The organism is Neisseria subflava (assembly GCF_003044645.1).
Lineage (GTDB): Bacteria > Pseudomonadota > Gammaproteobacteria > Burkholderiales > Neisseriaceae > Neisseria > Neisseria subflava_B.
The window spans coordinates 1-21,098 of sequence record NZ_POXL01000008.1 but is presented as its reverse complement, the minus strand read 5'-3'; the positions used below and the strand labels follow the sequence as shown (position 1 = coordinate 21,098).

At 49.2% G+C, this 21,098-nt stretch carries 22 protein-coding genes; 2 read left to right on the top strand and 20 right to left on the bottom strand.

Annotated features, from left to right (window positions below; translation table 11 throughout):
* Positions 1-4 precede the first annotated feature (4 nt).
* The 9 genes from DBY97_RS09140 to def form a co-directional block, all read right to left on the bottom strand.
* Positions 5-460, bottom strand: a complete 456-nt coding sequence (locus DBY97_RS09140; protein ID WP_003679497.1) for a DUF494 family protein — start codon at positions 458-460, stop codon at positions 5-7.
* Between the two features lie 24 nt (positions 461-484).
* Positions 485-1,675, bottom strand: a complete 1,191-nt coding sequence (dprA, locus tag DBY97_RS09135; RefSeq protein WP_107858152.1) for a DNA-processing protein DprA — start codon at positions 1,673-1,675, stop codon at positions 485-487.
* 234 nt (positions 1,676-1,909) lie between these two features.
* Positions 1,910-3,184, bottom strand: a complete 1,275-nt coding sequence (locus DBY97_RS09130) for a sigma-54-dependent transcriptional regulator (RefSeq protein WP_101756370.1) — start codon at positions 3,182-3,184, stop codon at positions 1,910-1,912.
* Positions 3,171-5,297: a sensor histidine kinase gene (locus tag DBY97_RS09125; protein ID WP_107858151.1), complete on the bottom strand. Its 2,127-nt coding sequence runs from the start codon at positions 5,295-5,297 to the stop codon at positions 3,171-3,173. The genes DBY97_RS09130 and DBY97_RS09125 overlap by 14 nt, the downstream gene beginning before the upstream one ends.
* A gap of 3 nt (positions 5,298-5,300) precedes the next feature.
* Positions 5,301-5,894, bottom strand: coding sequence for a DUF4390 domain-containing protein (locus DBY97_RS09120; protein ID WP_004520180.1), 594 nt, complete (start codon positions 5,892-5,894; stop codon positions 5,301-5,303).
* On the bottom strand, positions 5,860-7,119 hold the full coding sequence (rsmB, locus tag DBY97_RS09115) for a 16S rRNA (cytosine(967)-C(5))-methyltransferase RsmB (RefSeq protein WP_107858150.1): 1,260 nt from the start codon (positions 7,117-7,119) through the stop codon (positions 5,860-5,862). The genes DBY97_RS09120 and rsmB overlap by 35 nt, the downstream gene beginning before the upstream one ends.
* A gap of 46 nt (positions 7,120-7,165) precedes the next feature.
* Positions 7,166-7,684 (bottom strand): O-acetyl-ADP-ribose deacetylase, encoded by a 519-nt coding sequence (locus tag DBY97_RS09110; RefSeq protein ID WP_063068084.1) that lies wholly within the window; start codon positions 7,682-7,684, stop codon positions 7,166-7,168.
* Positions 7,685-7,717: 33 nt separating this feature from the next.
* The gene (fmt, locus tag DBY97_RS09105) at positions 7,718-8,644 is read right to left on the bottom strand and encodes a methionyl-tRNA formyltransferase (RefSeq protein WP_107858149.1); all 927 of its coding nucleotides are present in this window, start codon (positions 8,642-8,644) and stop codon (positions 7,718-7,720) included.
* A 135-nt stretch (positions 8,645-8,779) separates the two neighbouring features.
* Complete coding sequence (gene def / locus DBY97_RS09100) at positions 8,780-9,283, bottom strand: peptide deformylase (RefSeq protein WP_070583279.1); 504 nt, start codon at positions 9,281-9,283, stop codon at positions 8,780-8,782.
* 234 nt (positions 9,284-9,517) lie between these two features.
* On the opposite strand from def, the gene DBY97_RS09095 reads away from it, so the two are divergent.
* Entirely contained in the window at positions 9,518-10,783 is a 1,266-nt protein-coding gene (locus DBY97_RS09095; RefSeq protein ID WP_003749229.1) for a LysM peptidoglycan-binding domain-containing protein, read from the top strand.
* 308 nt (positions 10,784-11,091) lie between these two features.
* Here DBY97_RS09095 and DBY97_RS09090 read toward each other — a convergent pair whose 3' ends face one another.
* Both DBY97_RS09090 and pyk read right to left on the bottom strand, forming a co-directional pair.
* Entirely contained in the window at positions 11,092-12,507 is a 1,416-nt protein-coding gene (locus tag DBY97_RS09090) for an OmpP1/FadL family transporter (RefSeq protein WP_107858148.1), read from the bottom strand.
* Between the two features lie 176 nt (positions 12,508-12,683).
* Positions 12,684-14,156, bottom strand: coding sequence for a pyruvate kinase (gene pyk, locus DBY97_RS09085; RefSeq protein WP_049337966.1), 1,473 nt, complete (start codon positions 14,154-14,156; stop codon positions 12,684-12,686).
* Between the two features lie 221 nt (positions 14,157-14,377).
* Between pyk and DBY97_RS09080 the strand changes: the two genes are divergently transcribed.
* Positions 14,378-14,881 carry a hypothetical protein gene (locus DBY97_RS09080; RefSeq protein ID WP_107858147.1) on the top strand — a complete coding sequence of 168 codons (504 nt, stop codon included), beginning with the start codon at positions 14,378-14,380 and terminating at the stop codon, positions 14,879-14,881.
* 65 nt (positions 14,882-14,946) lie between these two features.
* On the opposite strand, the gene DBY97_RS11595 is transcribed toward DBY97_RS09080, so the two are convergent.
* From DBY97_RS11595 to DBY97_RS09040, 9 genes are all read right to left on the bottom strand, one after another.
* Positions 14,947-15,072 carry a hypothetical protein gene (locus tag DBY97_RS11595; RefSeq protein WP_003684698.1) on the bottom strand — a complete coding sequence of 42 codons (126 nt, stop codon included), beginning with the start codon at positions 15,070-15,072 and terminating at the stop codon, positions 14,947-14,949.
* A gap of 23 nt (positions 15,073-15,095) precedes the next feature.
* Positions 15,096-15,959: a GNAT family N-acetyltransferase gene (locus DBY97_RS09075; protein WP_049336349.1), complete on the bottom strand. Its 864-nt coding sequence runs from the start codon at positions 15,957-15,959 to the stop codon at positions 15,096-15,098.
* Between the two features lie 275 nt (positions 15,960-16,234).
* Positions 16,235-16,900 (bottom strand): hypothetical protein, encoded by a 666-nt coding sequence (locus DBY97_RS09070; RefSeq protein WP_107858146.1) that lies wholly within the window; start codon positions 16,898-16,900, stop codon positions 16,235-16,237.
* Positions 16,901-17,092: 192 nt separating this feature from the next.
* A complete protein-coding gene (gene pyrI, locus DBY97_RS09065) occupies positions 17,093-17,551 on the bottom strand; it encodes an aspartate carbamoyltransferase regulatory subunit (protein WP_003684689.1) in 459 nt (152 codons plus the stop codon).
* A 10-nt stretch (positions 17,552-17,561) separates the two neighbouring features.
* Positions 17,562-18,482, bottom strand: coding sequence for an aspartate carbamoyltransferase (gene pyrB, locus DBY97_RS09060; RefSeq protein ID WP_107858145.1), 921 nt, complete (start codon positions 18,480-18,482; stop codon positions 17,562-17,564).
* 376 nt (positions 18,483-18,858) lie between these two features.
* Positions 18,859-19,146, bottom strand: coding sequence for a ComEA family DNA-binding protein (locus DBY97_RS09055; protein ID WP_107858214.1), 288 nt, complete (start codon positions 19,144-19,146; stop codon positions 18,859-18,861).
* A gap of 182 nt (positions 19,147-19,328) precedes the next feature.
* Positions 19,329-19,517 (bottom strand): hypothetical protein, encoded by a 189-nt coding sequence (locus DBY97_RS09050; RefSeq protein ID WP_107858144.1) that lies wholly within the window; start codon positions 19,515-19,517, stop codon positions 19,329-19,331.
* Between the two features lie 2 nt (positions 19,518-19,519).
* On the bottom strand, positions 19,520-20,416 hold the full coding sequence (locus DBY97_RS09045; protein WP_107858143.1) for an SDH family Clp fold serine proteinase: 897 nt from the start codon (positions 20,414-20,416) through the stop codon (positions 19,520-19,522).
* A 131-nt stretch (positions 20,417-20,547) separates the two neighbouring features.
* Positions 20,548-20,754, bottom strand: coding sequence for a hypothetical protein (locus DBY97_RS09040; protein WP_199900763.1), 207 nt, complete (start codon positions 20,752-20,754; stop codon positions 20,548-20,550).
* Between the last annotated feature and the right edge of the window lie 344 nt (positions 20,755-21,098).

The window sequence follows — 21,098 nt, the reverse complement described above, 5'->3', positions numbered from 1 at the left end:
AGGTTTAGTGCATCACGTTTTGCCCGGTCAACGCACTCATCAAGTCGTCGCCAATCAGGACGGGCAACTCGCTCTTGTGCATCCACAACACCAGCAATACCAACACTTTGGCGGTATCGAGGGTGATTTCGTCCGATGGAATGTGCATCAGGGCGTGAATGACGATTTCGCGTTGCTCATAAGTAATTGCGTGTTCGGTAACCAAATATTGCATCAAGCCCATGACTTCCTGCGGCAGGTTTTCAGCTTCTTCACGGCAGAATACGCGCAGGGAGTCGCTGTTAAACGGCTCGGCATAGAATTCTGACGTATTGAACAAGACTTCCATCATCATCAATGTATTGCCGATTTCCGTAGCATCAAAACCCGCATCTTCCAAGAGGCGACCCAAATCCTCCGGAGGCGGACAATTGTCGAAATCTTGGAAGTGTTCAATTAAATAGGCAATGACTTCGGTCATGCTGGTTCCTTAAATATAGATAATTTATGCTTTGACACGCTGATAACGACCACCCGGCAAGGCGGCGACGATACCGTCAAGTTCGTATTCCAAAAGCTGTGCGTACACGTCTGCCGCTGCCGTATTGGTTTGTTGCGCCAAAATATCGGGATGTATCGGGTCGTAACCCATTGCTTCCAATAAAGCGCTTGTTGATGGGGCGGCAGATAGGTTTTCAGACGGCCTTTGCGGTTCATCCGCTATTGTTTTTTGTTGCAGATGTTTGGTTTGATCGTTTTTCAGTTTTACCGTCTTATTTATAGAATATGATGGAACAGGCGTATTTTGCAATAGCTGCGGACACTCATGGAGAATATCGTCCAGACATTCCACCAGTTTTGCCCCGTCTTTAATCAGCTTGTGGCAGCCTTTGCTGTGCGGATTGTCTATCGAACCGGGCACCGCCATCACTTCGCGCCCCATCTCCGCCGCTAGCTTGGCAGTAATCAATGAGCCGGATTCCAATGCCGCCTCGACCACCAATGTCAGCTGCGACAATGCGGCAATCAGACGGTTGCGGCGCGGGAAGTTGCCCGCAAACGGGCGCGTATCCAAAGGAAACTCGCTGACAATCAATCCTTTTTCAGCAATTTCATAGGCAAGGTTTTTATTGGATGGCGGATAAATGCGGTCTATACCGGTTCCCCAGACGGCAATGGTACCGCCACCTGCCTGCAATGCGCCCTGATGGGCGGCGGTATCGATACCCGAAGCCATACCCGATACGACGGGAATGCCTTTTTCACTCAACGCCCTGCCGAAATCTTTGGCAATCCGCATTGCCTGCGGTGTGGCATGGCGGCTGCCGACAATCGCGGCAGAAGGTGTGTGCAACAACTCTGCATTGCCGCGTAAAAACAAGACCGGCGGCGCGGTAATGCCTTGTGTCAGCATTTCGGGGAAATCATCATCTTGCAGCAGCAACAGACGGCAACCGTCCTGCATTTCCCATTGTAAAGCGGCTTCGGCAGACCGCTGCGCCAAAGCCCGTTTGTCTGCATTACGCCACGACTCGGCTGCCTGCTTATGGCGTACCAACGCGGCAATTTTGTCTGCCGGCGCATTCAAGGCTGCTTGTGCACTACCGAATTGCTGCAACAGCACCAAAAAACTTTCTGCGCCGATATAGGGCGTAAATGCCAGTTGCAACCAAGCAAAACGCTCGTTTTCCGTCATCAATCTGTTCCCTTTTCGTAATGGTTGTTCAGACGGCCCGAAGTAAATCGAGGCCGTCTGAAAATTTTATTGATATAAAACTTCTTTCGGCTTAAAAGGCAAAATAACACCTCCGAGCCATATCATTATTTTTATAAAGTATCGCTTGTCTAAGCAAACCGTCAAATGACGATGCCGTCTGAAAAACCTGATGGCTTTCAGACGGCCTCTTTTGTGTTTGAACCGATATTGCGCTTATTCTTCGGATTTATCGGCGCTGCGGCGCGATACGCTGATACCGAGTTGTTTGAGTTTGCGGTAAAGGTGTGTACGTTCCAAACCGACCTTTTGCGCCACGCGGCTCATATTTTGGCCTTCTTGGGCGATGTGGTACTCAAAGTAGCGGCGCTCGACTTCTTCCCTCAATTCGCGCAAAGGCATATTGAAATTGAAGCCGCCGATGATTTCTGTCGCCGTCGCGTTTTCCTTCTGACCCAAAGCCACAGCAACGGCCTGCTCGTCCACTTCTTTGCCGTCCGATTCCAACATGATGTTTTTCACCGTTTCGGCAAGCTGGTCGTAATTGCCCGGCCAATCGTATTGGCGCAAAACCACCAACGCGCTGTCGCTGAATTTTACCGGCTGGATTTTTTGACTTTCGGCCAAATCGGTCATGATGCGGTTGATTAAAAAGACGATATCGTCTGGTTGACTGCGCAAAGAAGGAACATTGATGCGCTCTTTCAACAGCTCCGCCAGTCGGCCGGCAACGACGTCATCGGCGCTCTCACCGCGTTTAAAGCCGCATGAAGCAATCACACGGACATTGTAGCGGTCGGCTTTCTCCAGCAAGAAAGCAATGCCGTTTTGGATATTTTTGCTGTAACGGGCAATATCACCGACATACAAAATGCCGCCTGATGCCTTTTGCAACAGCTCCATCGGCGTATCGACAATGTGTTCGACACGGTCGGTTGCCACCCAAGGCGTACCGCTTTTGTGCAGATAGCGGGCGACAATTTCAAACGGCGAGCCTGCCTCACCGGCCAACAACAGCGGGCGGTTGTGTTTGGCGGCCGCTTCAATGCTGCCGTTCATTTCTTGAATGACGGAACTGTTGCCCAGTTTGTCCAAAGTCATGCCGGAGGCCGTCTGAACTTCGCCATGTTTCAAGGCGCGTTCTACTGCGGACAAGAGTTTTTGCAGGGCAATCGGTTTTTCCAGAAAATCGAGCGCGCCGATTTTGGTGGCCTCAACCGCAGTATCAATGCTGGCATGGCCGCTCATCATCACCACAGGCATATTGAGTTGGCCGTTTTTCGCCCACTCTTTCAACAAAGTGATGCCGTCGCAATCGGGCATCCAAATGTCCAGCAACACCATGGCCGGACGCGTTTGGTAACGCAATTGGCGCGCTTCTTCGGCATTTTCGGCCAAAGTGACGGTATAGCCTTCGTCTTGAAGGATTTCGGAGAGCAGGTCGCGGATGCCTACTTCATCATCTACAATCAAAATATCACTGCTTCGCATAAGTTTCTGCCATTTCCGGTAAAGCTATTTTGACACACGCGCCGCCGCTGTTCTGATTGCTCAGGCTGATACGGCCGCCATGCTCCTCAATAATTTTTTTCACAACGGGCAAACCCAGCCCCGTTCCTGTCGGTTTGTCGGTAACGTACGGCTCAAAAGCATTGTGCAGCATTTCTTTGCTGAAACTTTTACCGTTGTTGCAGACGGTCAGGAAAACCTGTCCGCCTTCGCGCCCTGTTTCGACGTTTACTTGCGGCGCTTCGTCCGACTCTGCCGCTTCTGCGGCATTCTTAAATAGGTTATGCAACACTTGGCGCATCGCCGTCGTATCGGCGGCAATCGGCAGGGCGTCGGCGCTGAGCCGTGCATTAAATTTGCACGCGCCGGCCTCATATAATACCAATACTTCCGACACCAAACCGTTTAAATCTTGTTTTTCTAAATTCAGCGACGGCGCACGCGCATAATTGCGGAATGCTTCGACCATTTCTTTCAGCGCGGCAACCTGTTTGACGATGGTATCGGTTGAACGGCTGAGGATTTGGGCGTCTTGTTCATCAAGTTTATCATGCAATTTCCATGCCAATCTCTCGGCGGAAAGCTGTATAGGCGTAAGCGGATTACGGATTTCGTGCGCCAAACGTTTCGCCACTTCGCCCCATGCGGCCTCTTTTTGCGCGCGTATCAAGACGGTAATGTCATCAATCACCATCACCACGCCGTTATCGTTGTCTTCCGGCAGGATGGTGGCCTTGCCCAATAAGATTCGGGCATCATCGGGCGCGGCATATTCGACTTGGACGGGTTTGTCGCTGTCGGCGGTTTCATTAATGGCGGCAAACACATCGGCCAACAGGGTTTGCTGCGGCGATTTGCCGTGCCATTGATGCCAGTTGCTGCCCCACAAAGACACCAGCGAAACGCCCAAAATCTGTTCGGCGGCCTTGTTAAAGGTTTTCAGACGGCCGTCGGCATCCAAAGTAATCACGCCTGTGGTCAAACTTTCCAACACGCATTCCAAATAATGGCGGGCGGCTTCTTCGCGCAAACGGTTGCGCTCGTCCGCCTCTTTGGCAATCGATAATTGTTCGGTCATGTGGTTGAACAATTGGGTCAAACGGCCGAACTCGTCATTGCGGAATACCGGCCGGGTCTGGCTGAAGTCGCCCTGAGCCACCGCCCGCGCGCCCTCTGCCAACGACAACACCGGTGCCACAAAACGGCGGGCAAAATACAAAGCCATCACCAGCGCCAAAAAAATGGCCAACAATGTCGCGACCAACAGCGTGGACAGAAAAAAGGTTTGCAGGCCTTTTTTGGTATAACTCAGCTCGGCATATTTGGCTCGGGCCGCTTCAATCAACGTCGCGTCTTGGGCAACATCTTTCGGAATCGGCTGCCGGAAAAACAACGCATAATCCTGATTTTTATGCGTACCGATCAGCATCCAACCTTGAGCATACAGCACGCCGCCGATGTTTTCCAAGCTGCGTACCGAGCCTGTCTGCTCCAGTTGCTCCCATCCTTCTTTGTTGAGCTCGGGTTGATTTAGTTTCAGGGGATTGATGCTTTTCTCGGCTTTATGGGTAGTCGCGTTGTAAAGCGCCAGCTGGGCAAAGTCGGAAGTAAGCGCGGATTTTGCCAGCGCTTGCCCTAAGTTGCCGTCCAGCGAAGCGGCGCTGATTAAGTCGATCTGCACCGGCGTGGCGTTGCTGACGGCGTTGTCCACCGCCAAGTTCAGCGCGGATTTGCTCAAGTTTAAGCTGCGCTCTAGAGCCTCATGGGTATCGTTGCCAAACCAAGAATTAATCGTACCGTTAATAAACTGGGCGGAAATACCGAACAAAAACACGCCCGGCAATACGGCAACCAAAGTAAACATCCCCGACAGCCGACGCGCAATCTGCGAACCGAACACGCTTTTGCTGTTGTCGCGCATCAAAAGCACGACATAGCGCACCAACACCGCTGCCAACACCAGCAACAGCAAACCGCACAAGGCGACAATCCACCAGAAATAATCGGACAATACGTTGCTGCTTCCCGTTGCAACAGTCAGACCGTACAACAAAACAACGGCGAATACGGCGGCAATCAGAAGAAAGCGGCGCATGGTTTACTCCTGCACGACCGACAAGGATTTCCAACCGGAATCCAAATGCCAGTTTTTAGAAGTCAGGGCATTGATTTGGAACGGTTTGGGCAGCTTGGCGGTTGTCAGCAGCAGGCGGATTTCAGCCTTCGTGTCTTTGGCGGCCACATCACTCAGCGCGCCCTTGGACAAAACCTTCCAATTTGCGACCGCACCCACTGCGCGCAAGGCGGTTTCAAGCGTGTCGTACTCGGTAGAAAACGTACCGACGGTAACGCGATAGCGGTTGGTCAGCGGATGGAAGGATAATTTATATTGAATCGTGCTGTCGTTGTTGAGCAGCTGGTCGAACTTGAATTTATAAGACGACATAGACGGCGCCGACAGCTGCCAACTTAAATTGAAATGCAGAGGGACGCCCTGTTTGAGTGCTTCTTTGAGCTGATCGGGCAGATCGGTGCGGAAACGGCTGCTGACGGAAAGCTGTCCGGCATGGGTCAGCTTTGCCTCGGCACGGGTCGCACTGATGCCCTCGCCCGCCGCGTTCAGCGACACGGCGAGCAAGAGCGGTACAATCAGCGTTTTACTGCTTTTTAATAAGCGCGTAATAAAAGCCATCTTGATGTTTGTTCGGTAAAAGCACATGCGATTCGATCAACTCGGCATCGGCATGGCGGTTAAGGAATTTTTGCAACTGACCGTCGTTTTCTTCGACAAAGACCGAGCAGGTAGCCAGCAACATCCTGCCGTTTTTCGTCAGGGTCTGCCACAGCGCGTCTAATAATGCTTCCTGTTGGCGTGCGGTTTTGACGGCATCGGTCGGCCGGCGCAGCCATTTTACGTCGGGATTGCGGCGCGCCACGCCCGAAGCAGTACACGGCACATCGGCCAAGACAGCGTCAAAGGCCTTGCCATCATACCACGCTGTCAAGTCCTGCGCATCGGCACAAGTCAAAGAGGCCTTTTGAAAGCCTAAACGGTCAAGATTGCTCTTCACCCTGTTCAGACGGCCCTCGTCTATATCCAAAGCGGTAACATGACAATCTGCCAGTTCCAAGATATGGCCTGTCTTGCCGCCCGGCGCCGCACAGGCATCGAGAATGCGTTCGCCGTCTTTCGGGTTCAACAAATAGGCAGCACGTTGCGCACCAAAATCCTGCACCGACACCAGGCCGTCTGAAAAACCGGGCAGGCGGCTTACCGGCACAGCTTCTTCCAACATCACGGCGTATTCGTCCAAAGCCCTGGCCGCAATACCTTCCGCAGCCAGTTTTTCCAAATAGCTTTCGGCATTGCCGTGTCGGCGGTTGACGCGCAAAGTCATCGGCGGATGCGATTGCAGCGCAGTGGTGATATTGTGCCAATGTTTCGGATAATGGTTTTTCAAATAAGCCACCCACCACAGCGGCAAATTGTGTTTCGCTGCATCGTCTTTTTTACAGGAAGCCTCGAGTTTGTCACGTTCGCGCAAAAAGCGGCGTAAAATCGCATTGGCAAACGAGCGGAACTGGCCGCGGCCGATTTTGGCAATGCTTTCCACCGCCTCATTGACCACGGCATGAGGCGCATTGCGCGTATAATGCAGTTGGTACATCGCCGCCAAAAGCAGGCTTTCGAGCTGCGGATTGTCAATCGGCTTCTTCAGCATTTGACCAAGCATGTGCTTCAAACTACCCAAATAACGTTGGCAACCGTAGGCAATATCCTGCAACGCGCCGTTTTCCTGCGCCGTCAGCTGCGGATGCGCCGCGCGGATTTCCGCCAAAACATCCTGAAGATTGCGCCCTTCGGCAACCGCGGCAACGCTGTCAGCGGCCAGTTTTTGGGCGAGGGACATACTCATATTTTTGCTTTCTGATTTATATTTGATTTCAAGTGTTCGGAGGATTTCAGACGGCCTGTTCGGCAGCCAGCAATGCCCGATAATATTCGGCATCTGTTTTGGAAAAACAGCAAAAGATGATTTTTTCCACTGCCGGACATTGCGGCAGGGTTTGCTTCAAACTCTCCAAAGCGATACGCGCGGCAGCTTCGGCCGGGAAGCGGTACACCCCAGTGCTGATGCACGGAAAGGCGATGCTATGAAGCTCGTGTTTCTGGGCAAGCAGCAAAGAATTGGCATAGGATTGTGCCAATTTGGCCTCTTCATTTTGTTGTCCGCCAAACCATACCGGCCCGACCGTGTGGATGACAAAACGTGCAGGCAAACGGTAGCCTTTGGTTATTTTGGCTTCGCCTGTGCGGCAACCGCCCAAAGTGCGGCACTCGTCCAGCAGCTCTTTGCCTGCGGCGCGGTGTATCGCACCGTCTACGCCGCCACCGCCCAACAGCGATGAATTGGCAGCATTGACAATCGCATCGACTGCCAATCGGGTAATATCGCCCTCAACCACTTCAAAAACAGCCATTGTTTTCTTTCCTCTACGTTTGTTTCCAGCCTGTTACAAAACCGTTCCAACTTCAATCGTCCGGCCTGCCGCAAATGCCTGTATGCTCATGCGTTTGCTGCCGGAAGGCTGCAATTCAGTGATGTTCAGCGCATTTTCACCGCACGCCACCAGCAGGCCGTCTGAAGTGCAAGACAATACTTCGCCAGCCTTACCCTGTTTGGCCACGACTTCGGCACGCCAGATTTTCATCGGTTTGCCTTGATACTCGACCCACGCGGCAGGTACAGGGTTGAAAGCACGGATTTTGCGCTCAATCACAGCCGCGCTTTCATTCCAATCGATACGCGCCTCTTCTTTGCTTAATTTTTGGGCGTAGGTAACGCCTTCTTCAGGCTGTTTGACAGCATTCAGACGGCCTTCAGCCTGCAGACGCTGCAAGTCGGCAACAATCGCTTCCGCACCCAAACCCATCAGCGCATCATGCACTTCGTTGGCGGTATCTGTAGGTTGGATGGCGTAGCGGTGTTCGCTGACCACATCGCCGGTATCCAAGCCGATGTCCATCTGCATGATGCACACGCCGGTTTCGGCATCGCCGGCTTCAATCGCACGTTGAATCGGTGCCGCGCCGCGCCAACGGGGTAACAGCGAAGCGTGGATATTGAGGCAGCCGTGTTTGGGCGTATCCAACACATCCTGCGGCAAAATCAAGCCATACGCGGCCACCATCATCACATCCGCGCCCGTATCTTTGAGCATTTGCAGGGCTTCGGCGTTATTGCGCAACTTTTCCGGCTGCGCCACGGTCAAACCCAATTCTAAGGCAGCCTGTTTGACCGGCGATGCGGTCAACTGCATGCCGCGGCCTTTTGGGCGGTCGGGCTGGGTCAACACCAGCGGAATTTCAAAACCTGCGGCGGCGATGGCTTTCAAAGCGGCGGCGGCAAAATCGGGCGTACCGGCAAAGATGACTTTCATGTTGTGTCCTTGTGAAAATGGTTTGAATGGGCGCGTTGGGCAAACTGTTTCAGCTAAAAAGGCCGTCTGAAAGATTGAAAACCGAAGTCTGCCTTCTGTTTTGTCTTTTCAGACGGCCTTTAAGCGATGCTTAGGTCAGATGGTGTGTTTCTGACGTTTTTTCAGTTTGGTTTTGATGCGGCCTTGTTTCAGCTGCGACAGGTGTTCGACAAACACGATGCCCATCAGGTGGTCCAATTCGTGCTGCACGCAGATTGCCAACAGGCCGTCTGCCTCCAGTGTGAATTTCTCGCCTTTTTCGTTCAAAGCCTCGACTTTGACGCGCTCGGCACGGGTTACGGTATCGTAAATGCCCGGCACGGACAGGCAGCCTTCTTCGTAAGTCGTCTCGCCATCTTTTTCGACAATAACGGGATTGATGAACACGCGCGGCTCGCTGCGGTCTTCGGTCAAATCCATCACGACGATGCGCTCGTGTACGTCAACCTGAGTGGCCGCCAAGCCGATACCGCGTGCTTCGTACATGGTTTCAAACATATCGGCAACCAATTTTTGGATGCGCTCGTCGATTTTCTCAACAGGTTTGGCGACCGTGTGCAAACGCTCGTCAGGGTATTGGAGGATGTTCAGTAAAGCCATAATATTCTCGTTTTATAAAGCTGATGTGTGATTTTCATACAGATTTGGTTTCCGCCGCCACAATCTCCTGTCATGACAGCAACATTCAATGCTAAAATAACGCCGAAAAATGTTAAGATAGCGCGACAGAGGCCGTTCGTTATCGTATTGACGGATGGGCGGCAGTTTCGCAAACTCCAGCCTTCTCTGTTTATCATCTGAAGACAAACCGAATCGATTTCAAGGGGAACGGTTATGCAACAACGTATTATAACCCTGCTTTGCATGGCAGGCATGGCTATTTCTGCCCACACTCAGGCAGCTTCTTTAAAAATCCGACCCAATGCGCCACAACGCTACGTCGTTAAAAACGGTGATACCTTGTGGGGCATTTCCGGCAAATATCTGTACAGCCCGTGGCAATGGAACCGCCTTTGGGGCGCCAACCGCAACGCCATCCGCAATCCGCATCTGATCTATCCGGGTCAGGTGTTGGTTTTACGCTACGTCAACGGCCAGCCGCGACTGGGTTTTGAGCACGCCCAAACCCGTTCAGACGGCATTCCCGTGATCAAACTGCATCCGCGCGTACGCGAAACTTCCGGCTACGGCATTCCGACCGTCAACGTCAACCTCTACCGCATGTTTATGAAACATCCGCAGATTATCGCTCCGGAAGAAACCGCCAACGCGCCGCGCCTGATTGCGGGCCCCGACAACCGCGTCCTCTACACCCAAGGCAACCGCGTGTACGCATACGGCCTGACCGAACCCGGCCGCTACCTGACCTACCGCGTCAATAAAAACATCACCGATCCGGAAACCGGCAAATTCCTCGGCCAAGAAGTCGTGTTCAGCGGCATCGCCAACACGCTGCCTTACACCGACTCCGCCTTGGAACACCGTACCCGCGCTTCTGACGAAAAACTCAAAAGCAACGAGTATTACACCCAAGTCAACAAAGTTATGAAACTGCGCACCCAGTCCGCGCAACCTTTGGTTATCGAAGAAGCCGTTTCCGAAATCCGCAAAGACGACTATCTGCTGAAACTGCCCGAAGGCCTCGACAGCTTCAACGTGATGCCTCACGCCCCTGCCCGTCCGATTCAGGCCAAAGTCGTTTCCATCTTCGACGGCGTGGGCGAAGCCGGCCAGTTCCAAACCATTACTTTGGATAAAGGCGAACTCGACGGCTTGGACAAAGGCACGGTGGTCAGCCTCTACAAACGCGGCCGCCAAGTCCGTGTCAATCTGTCCAACAACCTGATTCGCAAGCCGAAAGACAAAGATACGGTTGAATTGGTTTCCATTCCGGCGGAAGAAATCGGTTTGGCAATGGTGTACCGCACATCCGACCATCTGGCCTCCGCCATTATTTTGGAAAGCCTGAACAGCGTTTCCATCGGCGATACCGCCTCCGAACCCGGCCGCGATTTGGACAATATGGCTGATGAAAAAACCATGGATAAACCGGCCGAAGACGAACAAGAAAGAGAAATCGAACTGGAAGTCCGCAGCTGATTGGGCTTTCTTAGCAGCCATCCGGCAAACAAAGGCTGTCTGAAAACCTGTTTTTCAGACGGCCTTTTGATTTCCGCCCATAAATAAATTTGGTAACGCGTTGTTTAAAGCGCAAACAATATTTCATGTCTTCAGCTATTTATCGGCTATCCCCTTTTCCATTTGTCTTTCTGCTCTGCCATTCAAATCAGAAATATGAAAAGCCCAATACGCCATTTATTGCCTATTGATTGTTCCATCTGTTCCTTCCAATCAAAAAGGCCGTCTGAAATCTTCAGACGGCCTTTTTATCTACAACTCAAATCCGATTATTTGAATTTGTAAGTGTATTGCAAGCCCAAGATGTCTGCTTTGTTTTTGAAGCGTGCAGAAGATGCACCGCGGCTGTCTACGTCGTTGCCGCTGGCTTTGCCGGTGCGGTAAACCGTGTCATTGATGTGGATATGGCTGTACGCCGCATCGATAACATGGTTTTTACCCAGTTGATATTTGGCACCGACGGAGAACCAGATACGGTTGCCGTCAGGCAGGCTGTTCATGCGGTCTTCGGCGCTTTTAACCGGTGATTTATCGAAAGCGATACCGGCACGCAGTTGCAATGGTTCGGTAACTTGGTAAGAGCCGCCGAATGCAACTTTATAAGTGTTGCGCCAGTTAGGCGTAATGACGGTACGGTCAGATTGGCCGTTGACAACTTTTTTGGTGTTTTCAAACACCAGCTCCGCTTTGTTGAAGCGGCTGTGGCGCGTCCAAGTCACATCGCCGAACAAATTGGTTTTGTCGGTGGCGCGGTACATACCATGAACAGACAAAGACTCAGGCGTAACGATTTTTACGCTGGCTTTTTCGTTCGGCACATAACCACGTGCAGCCATTGCACCCAAATCCCAAGCGCGTTTTGCATATGCGCCGTCTGCTTCCCAATCGGCAGTGCCTTTCAACGTATGCGATACTTTGGAACGGTAGTTCACACCCACGCGTGCGCGATCGTTGATGTCCCACATCCATGCCAGTTGGTAGCCGAAGCCCCAATCGTGGCCTTTTACATCGGCATGACCGTCAGCTTTGCCGGTCGCATCGACAGCGACTGGACGCCCTGCTTGACGGGAAGCCAAGCCGCTGGCCAATTGGCTGATGGCGCCGGAAGCGTCCCAGTCGGAGTATTTGCGCAATTCGGCTTTGGAATATTGGGCAATCAAACCGGCACCAACAGCGTGCTGCTCATTCAGTTTCCATGCGACTACCGGCTCGATGGCGATAGTGGTCAAACCCAGTTTGTTGATGTTGTGGCGCAATACGGAATTTTTTTCGTATTCGGTTGCAGAGCCGAAGGGAACGTACACGCCCAAACCCAAAGTTACATCGTCGCTGGCTTTGTACGCGCCATAAACGTGTGGAGCAACGGTGGTTTCGGTAATTTTGCCGCTGGTCGAGCCGCTGACATCGGCACCCGTGCGGAAGTGTTTTGCAGATTCTGCCTCATAATGAATGCTTGGGAAAACGATATTGGCGTTGACGGAAATTTGGCTGCTGTCGATTTTGCTCAAACCGGCCGGGTTGTAGAAAATGGTTGATGCATCGGCGGCTTCGGCGGCGGCGGCGTTGGCCGTGCCTTGTGCGTTAACGGATTGTGTGCCGAAGTGGTAGCCGGAGGCTTGGACGGCGGTAGATAACAGTGCTGCGCTTAAAATAAATGCTGTTTTTTTCAGATTGAAATGAATCATTTTGGTTTACCGTGAAAGTAGCGGACAAAGAAAAAGGCCGTCTGAAACGTCCTTTATTGATTTAGTATAGGCACTCAATTCTATACTACATCATTATTTTTGCCTAATCTTTTCTTTTTTTACACAAAAAAAGCAGGCTAAAACAGCCTGCTTTTCCAATCATCGGATCACTGCAATTATTTAACCTGCAACACTTCCAGCGTATTGGTCGAACCGGATTCGCGCATTTGCGAACCGCTGGTGATAATGTATTGGTCGCCGCTTTGGAGGATTTTGTGTTCTACCAACATGGCTTCCACTTCGTTCAGCGCGGTATCGTGATCGGTACTGGTTGCCAAAATCAACGGACGTACACCGCGGTACATCGCCATGCGGCGTTGCGCTGAAACACTCGGCGTCAGGGCAAAAATCGGCAGGGTGATGTTGTGGCGGCTGACTTCGAAGGCGGTTGAACCGCTTTCAGTCAGGGCAACGATGGCTTTGGCGTGAACTGCTCGCGCCACGCTGACTGCACCGCCGGCAATCGCCAAGTTGGTGCTGACGGCTTCGGGATACTCGACCTGTTCGGCAACGCCGTTGAGCGAATCTTGTTCTTTTTCCGCAGCCGCACAAATAATCGCCATTTGGCTGACGGTTTCAAACGGATACGCGCCGACGGCGGTTTCGGCGGAACACATCACCGCATCGGTACCGTCCAATACCGCGTTAGCCACGTCGCTGACTTCCGCGCGGGTCGGTACGGGGTTGGTAATCATCGATTCCATCATTTGAGTTGCCGTAATACTGAAGCGGCGCAACTCACGGGCGCGGCGGATCATGCGTTTTTGTAGGGCAGGTACGGCGGCATGGCCGACTTCCACTGCCAAGTCGCCGCGGGCAACCATAATACCATCGCTGGCAAGGATGATTTCGTCCAGGTTTTCAATGGCTTCTACGCGCTCGATTTTGGAAACCAAACCGGGGCGTACGGCAGTGCTGCCTTTCATTTCTTCTTCGACTTTGGCGCGTGCGATGTGCAAATCTTCAGCAGATTTCACAAAGCTGATGGCCAAGTAGTCGCAACCGATGGCAATTGCCGTTTTCAGGTCGCGGAAGTCTTTTTCGGTCAACGCGCCGGCAGACAGGCCGCCGCCGCGTTTGTTGATACCTTTGTTGCTTTTCAGCACATGGCTGTTTTCTACCCTTGTAATAATCTTACTTCCTTCAACCGCTTCAACGGTCAAAGTCAACAGGCCGTCGTCCAGCCACAAAACATCGCCGGCAGCGACGTCATTCGGCAAATCACGGTAGTCCAAACCCACCGCTTCGCGTGTACCTTCGCCTTCAAGTGCGGCATCCAAAATCAAAGTTTCATCTTTATTCAACTCGATGCTGCCGCCGGCAATTTTACCGACACGGATTTTAGGCCCTTGCAAGTCGGCAAGAATGGCGATTTCCTGACCCGCACGTTTCGCGGCTTCGCGTACGATACGGGCATTTTCTTCATGAAACTCCGGCGTACCATGGCTGAAATTGAAACGGACGACATTAAGGCCGCCGACACGGATCATGTCTTCCAACAATTGTACATTGTTGCTGCCCGGACCCAGTGTGGCAACAATTTTGGTATTGTGGCTGATACGGGTTAAATCACGTTGCAATTGGCTCATGTAAACGTCCTTTCCTGTTGATTTCACGTTTGATAATGAAGAGGATTGTACTCTTAATGCAATAATGTTGGCGTAAAATTACATCATTTTCTGACTTAAACTAAATTTATTTTTGCATTAACCTACTTTCCTATCGGATACAATATACCCTCACGTCGTCATGTTTAATTTTCAGACGACCTCACTCATCCGAATAGAATACTGAAATATCCGACCGATCCATGAAACGTTTTCTGACTCCTCTGCCCATCGGCATCGTTTTGGCCGACCTGATATACGGTTTCGTCCTGAATGTGATGCAAGGCTTAAACTTGCAACAAACTGCATCCAACCAGTCCGGCACGCTTTCCGTTACGCCCGACATCGCCTTCAACAGCCTGCAAATTGTCGCCAACGGCGGCATGGTCTGCATTATCGGCTTCGGCTTGATTGTCTTGTTCCAACTCAACCGCGCCGTATTGCGCCAACAAATTCTGCCCATCGGCATTTTCCGAACCCTCGGCCTGTTGGCCGTTTTGGCATTCAGCATTTCGTCTTTGTGGGAATGGTTGCATGCCGCTTTGTCGCTGCTTTCCGGCCGCAATGTTTTAAACTTCAGCAACCCGCGTTATCTGGTTACCGCAGCCTGCATGCCCATTATTGCTTTCTTGTGCATCTTGCGCCTGTACAATTGGTATCGCCTGCATCGGACTGTTGCCACCGACGATGCCTCCGCTACCCTCTAATCAAGCTGCAAAAAGGCCGTCTGAAACAGAAAAACCTATTTCAGACGGCCTTGTCATTGTATATCTCAACGTTGATGGCTGGTTTCTACACCTGCCTTAATCTCACCATACATTTGCGAGCTGCCTCCGCTGCCTGATGCGCAGGCCGCCAAGCTCAGTGTCAAAACAGCCGCGGTCAAAATCTTCAACATTGATTTCTCTCTTTCCACAAAAATTATTTCGGATCGCAACGGAAATGGTACGCACAAATTTCAAATCCGTTTTTGAAGTAGAGACGATGCGCACCTGCACGGTCATGGTTCACATGGACATTCAGATGGATTTTGGTCGCACCCGTTTCCGCACCGATTTTACGTACTTCTTCCAACAAGCGTGAAGCATAACCTTTTTGGCGGCATTGCGGCATGGTTACGAGATCATCAATATGGATATGGTAACCACTGGCCAAGTTATGTGCAGTATGGAAACCGCATACGGCCACAGCATTTTGTTTGCCTTCTTCAAAAATACCCAACAGGCGGTAGCCGGTTTTGCGCTGGTGCTCGTTGATTTGTTCGACGAAACGGTGAATATCAGTCAAAGAAGAACGCAAAATGCTCAGTGCCGCAAAAGCAGTCGCGGTTTCTTCCGGCGGAATTTCACGCAATACGCCGACCACAGGAGCGGCAGCTTGAGGCTCAGGCTGCGCATTGGCCGCCTCCGCACGCTCGGCGGCATGTTTTTCTTCAATCGCCTGCGCCAACAAAACGCGCTCGACCGGCACTTCGCCCTGCTGTTTGCTCTCTTGCTCTTTAAGCAAGGCTTTGCAGTCAATCACGCGCAAATCATTATCCGCCGCAAAGTCCATCAAGAAACGGAACATTTGCGGATTGTCTTCTTCCAGTTTTTTATCGACTGCCACACAACGGACATTGTCCACCAAAATCGGACGCACCCAATTCGAATAGGAAAGGCGGTTGTCTTTAGTAAAGGAAGACAAAATACCGCACAGGCGCTCCGCCCAGTCGCTTGGTCGGAAAATCTTGCCTTTGCTGGTCGTACCATGGATCACAACTTCATAAGGATTACACACTAACATAAGCAGCTTCCTGAGAGTAAATGGCTGAAGGAATATTTCGCCAGTGCCAACATCAGAAAAAGTTCCGATACATAGCAACAGATTATTGAAAAAATATCAGTAAGGTTTTGAAATACGACAATGATGAGACGGCTTGCCGATCCTGACAATCCGTTTCGAATTCTTTGATTATTATACCCGATACGCCTCTTTTTCTTCAAAAATCATTTGAAAAATAACAACAGGCCGTCTGAAAACAAGTATTTCGGTTTCAGACGGCCTGCATATTTTGAATATCAATACAACAATTTCTTGCGGGGCTTTTGCTCGCCATTGGATTTAATTTCTGACAAATTGAAATTCAATATGCTCAAATCCAAGACGCTTTCAGAAGTGCATTGATCGCCAAAGGCATTTTCATAAGTGGCCTTCAGTTTCAACACGCCGCCAAATGTCTGGTCCGGCAATTCGGCAGCCAGCGCAAACATGCTTGCAAACACGCCGCCATACAATTCGCCCGATGCCAGCATATCCACGCCTCCTGAAAACATCTCCAAGCGCATAACTGCATCGGCAACCAGCTTGCTCGGCAAGTGATCCGGCAAAGCCTCAGCCTCAAAGCGCACATTCTTCGCCAAGCCCTTACCGCTATTGCGGACAACCAAAACCAATAAATCCGTTTGCCCGTCAGAACGCTGCAACGTCGCATGCAAAACCGGATGAATGCTCTCTTTTTGAATCAGCTGCTCACGGTGCAACATCTTGCTTTTAGCTTTGGATCGCGCAGATACGACGGCCCAAATCAACCAAACAAATGCAACGGCAGAAATGGCTGTAACCAAAAGGGGAAGATTGGTCAAATAGGCTTGCTGATTAAACCAAACTTGTGCGGCTAAAAATCCGGCAAAGAAAATCAAGACGTATAAAATTGGGGCAAACCGGCTTTGTATGGATGAGTGCATAAGTTTTCCTACATTTCGTGTCGTGTTATAAAAAATAATACCTTTTGAGCAAATGATGTCATCAACTCAGAAGGCATTATTTTAACGTAATTTTAACGCAATTTGCTTAATATCTTGCTTTTTATGAAACTGATGTATCAAGCAGACAACTCAAACCGCACAGCTGTGTTTTCAGACGGCCTGAGATTTTTATCAGGCTTCGGCAACCGAATCACGCGAGAAGGTTTTTTCGCAATAATGGCATTTCAAACGCGTCTGACCATTATGTGAACGGACATAAAAACGGCTGATGACCGGCTCTCCATGACTGGCACAATTGGTATTCGGGCAGCGGAATACTTCCGAAATTTCGTCCGGCAATGACAAATGCTGTTTGTCGATCACTTTAAACTGATCAATTTTGTTTACCACTGCTTCAGGGGCAAATAAAGCCAAACGGTTGGCCGCATTGGCATCCAACCATACGCCGCTGACTTTGATAATGTCTTTGCTTCCCTGCGTTTTGCTGGGCAAATTAAAGCCGACCGTAACCGCACTGCCATAATGCAGCAACTTAAACTGCCTTAAAATAGCCAAGCCTTTACCGGCAGGAATATGGTCAATTACCGTACCTTGTTCGATCGCTTCAACGCTGAGTTTTGAGTTTTCCATCTTTCGCTCCTTAAACTTCTTCGTTCAATACCAAAGACAAAATCGCCATCCGTGCATACATGCCGTTGGTTGCCTGTTCAAAATAATAGGCATGAGGCGTTTTATCCACATCCGGATGAATTTCATCTACCCTCGGTAAAGGATGCAAGACACGCAAATTGGGTTTGGCGTTTGCCAACATCGGCGCATCAAGATTGAATTTACCCTGAATTTTGGCAAATTCCTGCTCATCAAAACGTTCGCGCTGAACGCGGGTCATGTACAAAATATCCGCCCATTCGACCGCTTCTTCCAAACTGGACAAAACTTGGTAAGGGCAACCGGCCTCCTCCAGCTCTTCAGTAATATAGTCCGGCATCGCCAAGCTGGGAGGGGATACAAATGCAAACTCACAACCCCAACGCTTCAATGCCTGACACAATGAGTGTACCGTACGGCCATATTTCAAATCACCGGCCATCGCAATCTTCAAATTGCTCAAACTACCTTGTGTTTCATAAATCGTTACCAAATCCAAAAGCGTCTGGCTCGGATGTTGGTTGGTACCATCGCCGGCATTAATCACAGGTACGCTCGAAAACTCGGCCGCCACACGGGCCGCACCGTCTTTAGGGTGTCGCTGAATAATCGCATCCGTATAGCTGGAAATAATCCTCGCAGTATCTGCAAGCGTTTCACCCTTTTTCGCGCTGGTATTGGCACCATCGGAAAAACCGATAACTTTTCCACCCAAACGCTGTACCGCCGTTTCAAAAGACAAACGCGTACGGGTGGACGGTTCAAAAAAGCACGAACCAATCAATTTGCCTTCAAGCAAATCTTCACGAGGCTGCTTTTTCAACTTCAAGGCCGTCTGAAGCAGTAATTCGAGCTGCTCCGTCGTCAAATCTGAAATTGAAATAATATGTTGCCGATAAAGCGGATTAGGCATGACCATTCCTTCCCATAAAAAAGCCCGCAACAGGCGGGCGTTTCAAGCAAACCGATTCCATCGTTGTCCGGCATGATTCCCACCGGACAGTCTCAACCATGTTTCTACCACACCCATGAAATCCCCCGCATTATCTCATATTTAACAGACGGCCGCTTCTTTCAAGTTTTCAGACGGCCTGAGGCATTTACAAAATAGTCCCGTACTCAACAACAGAAACCCAAACACAGGGATTCAATTGTTTTCAGTTATTACCCAATAAAAGCCCCCACTGGTCCAAACTCTCATTACCACTGCCCATACAAAGCCGCCCGTCAACCCGAACCGGCAAACGGTTCAGCCTCGGGGCGGCGTATACGGCAGTTAACCGTCAGACTTATTTTTTCACGGCAGGCTGGGCGACCTTAGGCGCAGCAGAAGAAACCGTCGCCTCCGCCTTTAACTTGTTCAGCACCGCATCACCGATACCCTTCACGTTTTTCAGCTCCTCCACCGATTTGAACGCACCGTTCTTCTGACGGTATTCCACAATTGATTTCGCCTTAGCCGGGCCGATACCCGGCAAGGCCTCCAGTTCGGCAGAAGATGCGGTATTGATGTTCACGGCGGCCAAAGAGAATGCTGCACAGACGGCGGCAAATGCACCAAATAAAAATTTCTTCATCAGATTTTTTTCCATAACATATTTGATTGAATCAGTCAGGAAGTCTACCGAATGGTTTTACGGTATTATGTAGCAGTTGCAAAAAGTCTGAAAATTGACTAATTTACTGCATAAATTTGAAATACAAAATTATTTAATGGAAGTGGAAACAAAAATAGCGGTATTTCTACTGCTATTTAAATTTACAAGGATTGATAAGTATAATTCTTTTCCTGCTGTAATCCTAAAAGAAATACTTCATGTGGTGTTGCAATATCATAATTAGAATCAGTAAAAGAAAATTTAGAATTTAATTCATTACTCATTTTATCCTGTTCTAGATCGATTGTTTTAGAAAGCAAGTATTCTAAATCTTGTTGTGTATAGCTCATTATTACCCCTTTTCCTCAATGGATTTAGGTCTTCTGTAACCAAAAACTATAAGAATTTCCTGAGAAAACATTCTCATAAACTCTCTCAAACTATCTCTTAATTGTTCACAATCGTTACACATTTCAATGTTGTCACTAAAGTCATCAATTTTTATATTTAGCTCTTCTGTAAGAGTCTTTATACCAATATAACGACCATGAGAATGCCACCGCTTATTATCACCAAGTTTTTCAGCTATATCTCTAGCACGAGCCTCTTTATCTCCTTGAGTTACATCTTCCCTTGATGTTTCCTTTTTAGTCCAATCTTTAAATTTATATTTTACTAACCAAGTTTTTAATAGTGCTTTGGATAACTCGGCAGCCTGTTCATATGATCTAATAGTACCTAAATTCTGATTTTTTAACAACATTAACTCAGCTTGCGTTAGACTACCTTCTTTAGATTTACGTACAAATTCATCTATTTTATCCAGAAAACCTAAAGCTGGAACCCATCTTCCTTCTGGAGTTGGTACTTGTGGATCTATAGGACCTAGAGATGAAGCATAATTCATGTAAATTTTATCACCTGACATTGCCCAAATAGTTCCAGCAGACATTGCTTGATCTAAGATTACAAAATAAACCTCATCATAGAAATATCTAGTTATTTCAACCATTTTTTCTACAGCACTGGCACTACCACCATTTGTAGATAAAAATACCACTAGAGTTGATATCCCATTACTTTTAGCTGTTCTACCATTTTCCTGAACTCTAGTTTTCCAGTAATCTATACTAGACTCATTAATACTTCCCATGTAAGAGATTATATCGCACTCTTTAAAGTATTTTTCGGCAAAGCTACCTAATTGCCAAGCAATAAAGCTAACTGATTGATTACTTAATGTACTCATTACGAAAATGTTTCTATAAAAATTTTTATTGAATTTTAATCGAAAAAGTAGGGATAATCAATTAAACAACATTTGTGGAACAGAAATATAACTGGATATCTACTACTAATTTTATTCTTATTCCAACGGCTTTAACCGCCAAAATCTAAACCCATTTTAGACATTCCCCTTTTACGTAACTTCACCAGTATACGATTCACCACATTATAATGCTCATCCGCCATATCAACAAACTGCGGCATTCCTACCAACTCCAAAGTTTTCTCAGCAATTTCCGCACAAAACATCCGATCTGGATTTTTACGTAGGGCTTGCGTAACTAATCGCATTGTAATCAAAGGTTGGTTCTTTGTTCTTTTAGCTTTAATAGACGTTCGAGCAATTCGTGTTTAGCAGCTTTTGTGCCATAATGGAAAGTCCCTATTGAGTTAAAATTCCAATAGGGATTTTAAGATTCTTAATCGGTTAAATCTTTGTGCAACTGCTACATAATACCGTGGTTCTACTCCACTCTGTAAACACTGTTACATATACGGATAGGGCAACAGCCCATGCCCATATAAATGCATACGACATAATAACGCAAATAACGTTCGATTTCAAACATTCCAAACGGTTAACCGTAACTTTCGGTACTTTTGTTCAAGAATAACAACAGGGTAACCATACATAATTCAAATAC